Source organism: Actinomadura chokoriensis (genome assembly GCF_041463665.1).
Taxonomy (GTDB): domain Bacteria; phylum Actinomycetota; class Actinomycetes; order Streptosporangiales; family Streptosporangiaceae; genus Spirillospora; species Spirillospora chokoriensis_A.
In genome coordinates, this window is sequence record NZ_JAXCEJ010000013.1 from 208,629 (window position 1) to 215,010 (window position 6,382).

General features: G+C 68.2%; 8 protein-coding genes and 1 rRNA gene. 4 read left to right on the forward strand and 5 right to left on the reverse strand.

From position 1 onward, the window contains the following. Nucleotides 1-90 precede the first annotated feature (90 nt). Both SM418_RS21220 and SM418_RS21225 read left to right on the forward strand, forming a co-directional pair. Complete coding sequence (locus SM418_RS21220) at nucleotides 91-498, forward strand: hypothetical protein (protein ID WP_371942822.1); 408 nt, start codon at nucleotides 91-93, stop codon at nucleotides 496-498. A 227-nt stretch (nucleotides 499-725) separates the two neighbouring features. After that, a complete protein-coding gene (locus SM418_RS21225; RefSeq protein ID WP_371942838.1) occupies nucleotides 726-2,378 on the forward strand; it encodes a DNA repair helicase XPB in 1,653 nt (550 codons plus the stop codon). Between the two features lie 55 nt (nucleotides 2,379-2,433). Here the strand turns inward: SM418_RS21225 and SM418_RS21230 are convergent, their stop codons facing one another. Next, complete coding sequence (locus SM418_RS21230; protein ID WP_371942823.1) at nucleotides 2,434-2,781, reverse strand: VOC family protein; 348 nt, start codon at nucleotides 2,779-2,781, stop codon at nucleotides 2,434-2,436. Nucleotides 2,782-2,928: 147 nt separating this feature from the next. Further along, on the reverse strand, nucleotides 2,929-3,768 hold the full coding sequence (locus SM418_RS21235; protein ID WP_371942824.1) for an AraC family transcriptional regulator: 840 nt from the start codon (nucleotides 3,766-3,768) through the stop codon (nucleotides 2,929-2,931). Nucleotides 3,769-3,926: 158 nt separating this feature from the next. Here SM418_RS21235 and SM418_RS21240 point away from each other — a divergent pair, with 158 nt between their 5' ends. Beyond that, a complete protein-coding gene (locus SM418_RS21240; RefSeq protein WP_371942825.1) occupies nucleotides 3,927-4,394 on the forward strand; it encodes a winged helix DNA-binding protein in 468 nt (155 codons plus the stop codon). Between the two features lie 133 nt (nucleotides 4,395-4,527). On the opposite strand, the gene SM418_RS21245 is transcribed toward SM418_RS21240, so the two are convergent. Then, nucleotides 4,528-5,097 (reverse strand): TetR/AcrR family transcriptional regulator, encoded by a 570-nt coding sequence (locus SM418_RS21245; protein ID WP_371942826.1) that lies wholly within the window; start codon nucleotides 5,095-5,097, stop codon nucleotides 4,528-4,530. A gap of 72 nt (nucleotides 5,098-5,169) precedes the next feature. On the opposite strand from SM418_RS21245, the gene SM418_RS21250 reads away from it, so the two are divergent. Beyond that, nucleotides 5,170-5,667, forward strand: a complete 498-nt coding sequence (locus SM418_RS21250) for an FBP domain-containing protein (RefSeq protein ID WP_371942827.1) — start codon at nucleotides 5,170-5,172, stop codon at nucleotides 5,665-5,667. A 53-nt stretch (nucleotides 5,668-5,720) separates the two neighbouring features. Here SM418_RS21250 and SM418_RS21255 read toward each other — a convergent pair whose 3' ends face one another. Beyond that, complete coding sequence (locus tag SM418_RS21255) at nucleotides 5,721-6,143, reverse strand: RidA family protein (protein WP_371942828.1); 423 nt, start codon at nucleotides 6,141-6,143, stop codon at nucleotides 5,721-5,723. Nucleotides 6,144-6,264: 121 nt separating this feature from the next. After that, a 5S ribosomal RNA gene (gene rrf / locus SM418_RS21260) occupies nucleotides 6,265-6,381 on the reverse strand. Nucleotide 6,382: the final 1 nt, after the last annotated feature.

The following is a 6,382-nucleotide window of genomic DNA, read 5'->3' on the forward strand; positions in this document are numbered from 1 at the left end:
TATTTGGATTGTTGATGATGTTGGAACCCGCGATGTCTCCCCGGAGTCCTAGTCTGGAGGCTGGTGTCAGCTTTGTGAAGGAGGCCGTCTTTGAGCGGATATGGCGGCACTCCGCCCGGCTGGCAGGACCCCTACGGCGGGCAGGGCTGGAGCCAGACGCCGTACTCCGGCGCCCAGCCGCCGCCCGGCTACCCCTACGCCTACGGGCCCCCTGGGGTGCCCGTCCGGCCGACGAGCAACGCCTCCACCACCGCCTGCCTCGTGTGCAACATCGCCAGCGTGCTGCTGTGCTGCGGCGTGCTCGCCGTTCCGGGCGCCATCGTGTCCGCGATCGCGATGGGACGCGTCCACAACGACCCCGAGTCGGCCCGCAAGCTGACGATCGCGGGCTGGATCCTGTTCGGCCTCTCGGTCGTCTGCGGGATCGTCATCGCCGTCATCTACTTCATCTTCCTGCTCAACGCCGACTCCGGCTACGAATCCGGAACCGGCATCTAGTCGGGTCGCTACCCCGTTGACTTGCGGCATGTTGTTGCTTCCGACGCGCCCATAACAACAACATGCCGCAAGTCGACGCACCCGGTCGGGAAGAGCGGGGCGCCCGGCGCCGTTGAAGGATGCGTTCCCGTCCGGATCGCACGACGCGCCACCCCGCCTCGGGTAGCGTGCGGCAACGGTGTCCGGACGTGGCATCGATCATCGACATCGCGACGGGGGCTTCTGCTTTGACCGACGGTCCGCTCATCGTCCAGTCCGACAAGACCCTGCTGCTGGAGGTCGACCACGAACTGGCCGGCGCCTGCCGCAAGGAGATCGCCCCGTTCGCCGAACTGGAACGGGCGCCCGAGCACGTCCACACCTACCGGGTGACGCCGCTCGCGCTGTGGAACGCCCGCGCCGCCGGGCACGACGCCGAACAGGTCGTCGACACGCTGATCAGGTTCTCCCGCTACCCCGTCCCGCACGCCCTCCTGGTGGACGTCGCCGACACCATGGCGCGGTACGGGCGGCTGCGGCTGGAGAAGGACCCGGTGCACGGGCTCGTCCTGTCCTCCTCCGACCGGTCGGTCCTGGAGGAGGTGCTGCGGGCCAAGAAGATCAAGGGGATGATCGGTGACCGGGTCGGCGACGACACCGTCGCCGTCCACCCGAGCGAGCGCGGCGCCCTCAAGCAGGCCCTGCTCAAACTCGGCTGGCCCGCCGAGGACCTCGCCGGCTACGTGGACGGCGAGGCCCACGCCATCTCCCTCGTCCAGGACGGCTGGGAGCTGCGCTCCTACCAGGACGAGGCCACGTCGGCGTTCTGGCACGGCGGCTCCGGCGTCGTCGTCCTGCCCTGCGGCGCGGGCAAGACCATCGTCGGCGCCGCCGCCATGGCGCGCGCGCAGGCGACCACGCTGATCCTCGTCACCAACACCGTGTCGGCGCACCAGTGGAAGCAGGAACTGATCCGGCGCACGTCCCTCACCGAGGACGAGATCGGCGAGTACACCGGCACGAAGAAGGAGATCCGGCCGGTCACCATCGCCACCTACCAGATCATGACGACGCGCCGGAAGGGCGCCTACACGCATCTGGAGCTCTTCGACGCCCGCGACTGGGGCCTGGTCGTCTACGACGAGGTGCACCTGCTGCCCGCGCCGATCTTCCGGATGACCGCCGACCTGCAGGCACGGCGCCGGCTCGGCCTCACCGCCACCCTCGTCCGGGAGGACGGCCGCGAAGGCGACGTGTTCTCCCTGATCGGGCCGAAGCGCTACGACGCCCCCTGGAAGGACATGGAGTCCCAGGGCTGGATCGCGCCGGCCGACTGCGTCGAGGTCCGGGTCACCCTGACTGACTCCGAGCGCCTCGCCTACGCGACCGCCGAGCCCGAGGAGCGCTACCGCTTCTGCGCCACCACCGACACCAAGACCAAGCTCATCCAGGCGCTCGTCGACCGGCACCGCGGCGAGCAGACGCTTGTCATCGGCCAGTACATCGACCAGCTGGACGAACTCGGCGCGCTGCTGGACGCCCCCGTCATCAAGGGCGAGACCAGGGTGCGCGAGCGGGAACGCCTTTTCGACGCGTTCCGCTCGGGCGAGATCAGCGTCCTGGTCGTGTCGAAGGTGGCGAACTTCTCGATCGACCTGCCTGAAGCGTCCGTCGCCGTCCAGGTGTCAGGCGCCTACGGGTCGCGCCAGGAAGAGGCCCAACGTCTGGGACGCCTGCTACGCCCCAAGGCGTCCGGCGCCGGGGCCCGCTTCTACGCCGTCGTCGCCCGCGACACCCTCGACCAGGACTACGCCGCCCACCGGCAGCGTTTCCTGGCCGAACAGGGTTACGCGTACCGGATCGTCGACGCCGACGCCGTCCTGGCCGGCAACGACTTCTAGGCGTGTGGGGGCGTCAGGCAACTCGCCGTCCACCATGAGGCGGCCGTGCTGAGTCTCAGCGGTGGCTCAGCACGTTGACCACTCGGCCTGTGGGGTCGCGGACGAAGAACCGGCGCACTCCCCACTCCTCGTCCTGCAAGGGATGCACGATCTGCGCACCGCTCTGCCGCATGACCGCATAGACCGCGTCCACATCGTCCACTTCGATGCTCATGTCCGGGGTGACCGATGCGGTTTTGTCACTGGTCATGAAGCTGACCTGCGCAGTGGGACTGGACGGGGAGGCGAGCGTCATTATCCAGCCGTTGTTCATGGCCTCCTGCAAGCCCAGCAGACCGTAGAACTCCCGGTTCTCCTCCACAGCGTCGGTTTGGACGTTGGGCACGACACGGCGAACGGCCATCGACATCTCCAAGCGAGAATGAACTGTCTCTGAGATTTGCTAGGTGTGCGCGCTCTGGCAGCTGGGATAGGTACCGAAGCTCCAGAGGTCGCCCTCCGGGGTCGCGTGGTGAAGGCGCGGTTCCCGTCAGCGTCCCTGACCTCTCGGTCAGTACCGCTGACCTGCGTCACGCGATCCATCGTCCTCCCGGGCCGCGTCCACGTCTTGTACAGATGGGAACTCCGCAAGCCATTGCGTCGCGGTGAGGTCACCCAGGGCGCGGAAGTCCCGAGCCAGGTGGGCCTGGTCGACGTAGCCGCACTGAACGGCGACATCGACCAGCGAAGGCCGGTGCGCTGAGCGCAGCAGGCGCCGGGCGCGGTCGAACCGGATCACCCGGGCGGCCGCCTTCGGCGGCAGGCCGATCTCGCGCTGGAACCGGCTGTTGAGATGTCGGCGACTCCAGCCCAGTTCCTGGGCGAGCGCGCCGATCCGCAGGTTCCCGGCAGTCTCGGTCAGCCGCCGCCACGCCTGCACCACCTCCGCCGGCGGCGCGCCGCGGCCGTCGTCGACCAGCCCGGACAGCGTGGTGTCCAGCAGCCGGAACCGGTGCCGCCACGTCGGCGCGGCGGCCAGCCGTTCGACCAGCTCACCGGCCCGATCGCCGAGCAGATCCGTCAGGTCTACCACGTCGTCGGCCAACTCGCCGGCCGGCAGTCCCAGCAAGTCCCGGGCCCCTCGCCAGGTCACGTCCAGTTGCAGGCCGTGCTGCCAGCCGTGGTGCGACATCACGACCGGACCATCGTGCAGGCCGCCCGCCGCGGACACGAAGGACGCTGGCCGCCGGCCCACCAGGTCCAGCGTGCCGGACAGGCAGATGACGACCGTCAGATGCGTGGACGGCAGCCCATGATGCAGCCCCGGCGCACCGGACCAGCGATACCCCGAGTACCCGGACACCAGCCCGCGCAGCACCGGCGCCGCCCGCCTCCACACGTACTCCGACATGTGTCCAGGCTAGGACAGCACGGATCGTCGCTGCCGCGATCAAGCCTCCGCCGTCACCCACCTCCCATGACAGGGCTCAGATCCGGTCTCCCTTGCAGTCCGGCCGCTCGGGTCCCGCACCTTGACCTCAAGTTAACTTCCGGTTCTACGGTGCCAGGATGAGCACTCAGCAGATCTCCGACGCCGACCTCGCCGCCCAGCCGGCCGCCTACTGGACCGGGGTGGCCTATGAGGCCCTCATCGCGTTCACCCGAGCCCGGCAGGCCGAGTTCGGCTTCACCCAGCCCCAGTTCTGGTTGCTGCGCAACCTGTCGAAGAACGACATCTCGCCCGACGGCCGCGGGATGACCGTCCCCGAACTCCGGCAGGCCATGGCGTCCTACCTCAGGCCCGAAGACGATCTGGAGATCGAGGCGGGAGTCCTCCTGGAACGCGGCTTCCTCACCCGCGACGGCGGTGGACGGTTGTGGATCACCGATTCGGGCGAGAAGGCTCGCGTTGACCTCAAACGGCACAGCCCGGCGATCCGCGCCCGCATCCACCAGGACATCGACGACGCCGACTATGTCACCACCCTGAAGGTGCTCCAGCAGATGATCCGGAACACTGGCGGCCCCGTGGCATAGCGCGGTGACCGCGCCCCCCCCAGCGCGTTGATCATGCGGCCAGCGCTCGCCCTGTTCGTTGGGGACCTCAGGTGCCGCGATCTTTGGAGGGCGTTCGACGAGGGGCTCCGGCATCAGCCGGATTGAAGTCGTCTCAGGACCGGGGCCAGTTCCTTAGAGCGCTGTCGAGAGCGTCCAAGGTGCTGGCCCAGGAGGCGTCCACGTCACGTGGATGATGCTGGAAGGCCCCCGCCGTCTCCAGGCTCACATATCCGTGGAAAACGGCGCCGAGCATCCGTACCGCGTCCGTCTGGTCCGGCTCCGGCAGCTCGTAGGCGCGCAGGATCGCCCGTGTCATCTCCGCGTGCCGTCCTCCCGCGCTCCGCAGGGCCGTCTCCCGGTCCAGCTCCATCCGAGCCGCCGCGTACCTGCCCGGATGCCGTTTGGCATAGTCCCGGTAGGCGCCGGCGAAGGCCACCAGAGCGTCCTTGCCCGCGCGGCCGGCCACCGCCGCTGCGACATCGTCGGCGAGTTCGGCCAGTGCCAGCAGCGTCACCCGGGTCTTCAGATCGTGGGCGTTCCTGATGTGCGAGTACAGGCTGGCTTCCTTGACACCGAACTGGCGCGCGAGCGCCGCGACGGTCACCTTGTCGAAACCGACCTCGTCGGCCAGTTCCGCCGCCGCCCGCGTCAGGCGTTCGACGGTCACTCCCGCGCGTGCCATGTCCCCTCTCCCGTCTACCTACACTATTTAAGCATTTGCCTATGGACCTTAGGAAGACTAGCCTCGCCGCTCATGAGAACCCTGGCCGAACACGACATCCGCACATCCTTCGTCAACTGCTCGAAGGGGGAGGCCAAGCGCCTGGACCTCCCCAAGGACTACGCCGACCTGCCGTGGGACGAACTGGACTTCCTCGGCTGGCGGGATCCGGGCGCCCCCGGACGCGCCTACCTCGTCGCCGAACGCGACGGCGGCCTGGTCGGGATCTCGCTGCGCGTGCCCGCCGGTGCGGCCCGCGGCTTCACCACACGCAGCATGTGCTCCCTGTGCCTGACCACGCGCACCGGCGGCGGGGTCTCCCTGATGACCGCACGCCGGACGGGCGAGGCCGGTCGCCAGGGCAACTCGGTCGGACAGTACATGTGCGGCGACCTCGACTGCTCGCTCTACCTTCGCGGGAAGAAGCAGACGGTCGCGGGCGGTGGGCTTGATGAATCCCTCACTCTGGAGCAGAAAGTCGCCCGCGTGCTCACCAACCTGCACTCGTTTCTGGACAGTGTCACCCGCTGAGTCCGTCCCCGACGGGGCCGTTCGGCGTGGTGAGCCAGGTCGGGATCGCCGTCTCACTCCTTCTGCTCAGCCACCTGGACCGTGTCCGATGCGACCGCGACGCCTTCGATCTCCAGGAGCCAGTCCTCGGAGTAGATGTCGGTGATGATGATCGTGATCGCCGGTCGATGGTCCCCCAGGACCTCATGGCGGATCTGCGAATTGGCTTCGCGGTACTGCCGGTCGGACAGGTAGATCGTCACCTTGACCAGGTTGCGGACGGACATTCCGGCGCCGGCGAGGACCGTCGTGACGTTCTCCCAGGCGAGCCGGCACTGCCCGGGGAAGTCAGCCGGGATCTCGCCCTTGGTTCTCCACGGCGGCTGACCACTGATGTAGAGCGTCCGCTCGGCTCCGCGGACCAGCGTTCCATGCGTATAGGCGGGCGACGGTTCGGGGAGGTCGGCGGGGTCGATCGGATCGATCGTGAAGGTCATCGCACATTCCTGATCGGCGAGAGGGCTCCGGGACACTACGGTGGCCCGACCGGCGGTTCCGCAAGTCTGCCAAACGAGAAAGGGCCCCGCCGGTGTCGGCGGGGCCCTTCCTGCACTATGAGTCCGGCGGTGTCCTACTCTCCCACACAGTCTCCCATGCAGTACCATCGGCGCTGAAGGGCTTAACTTCCGGGTTCGGGATGGGACCGGGTGTTTCCCCTTCGCCAAAACCACCGAAC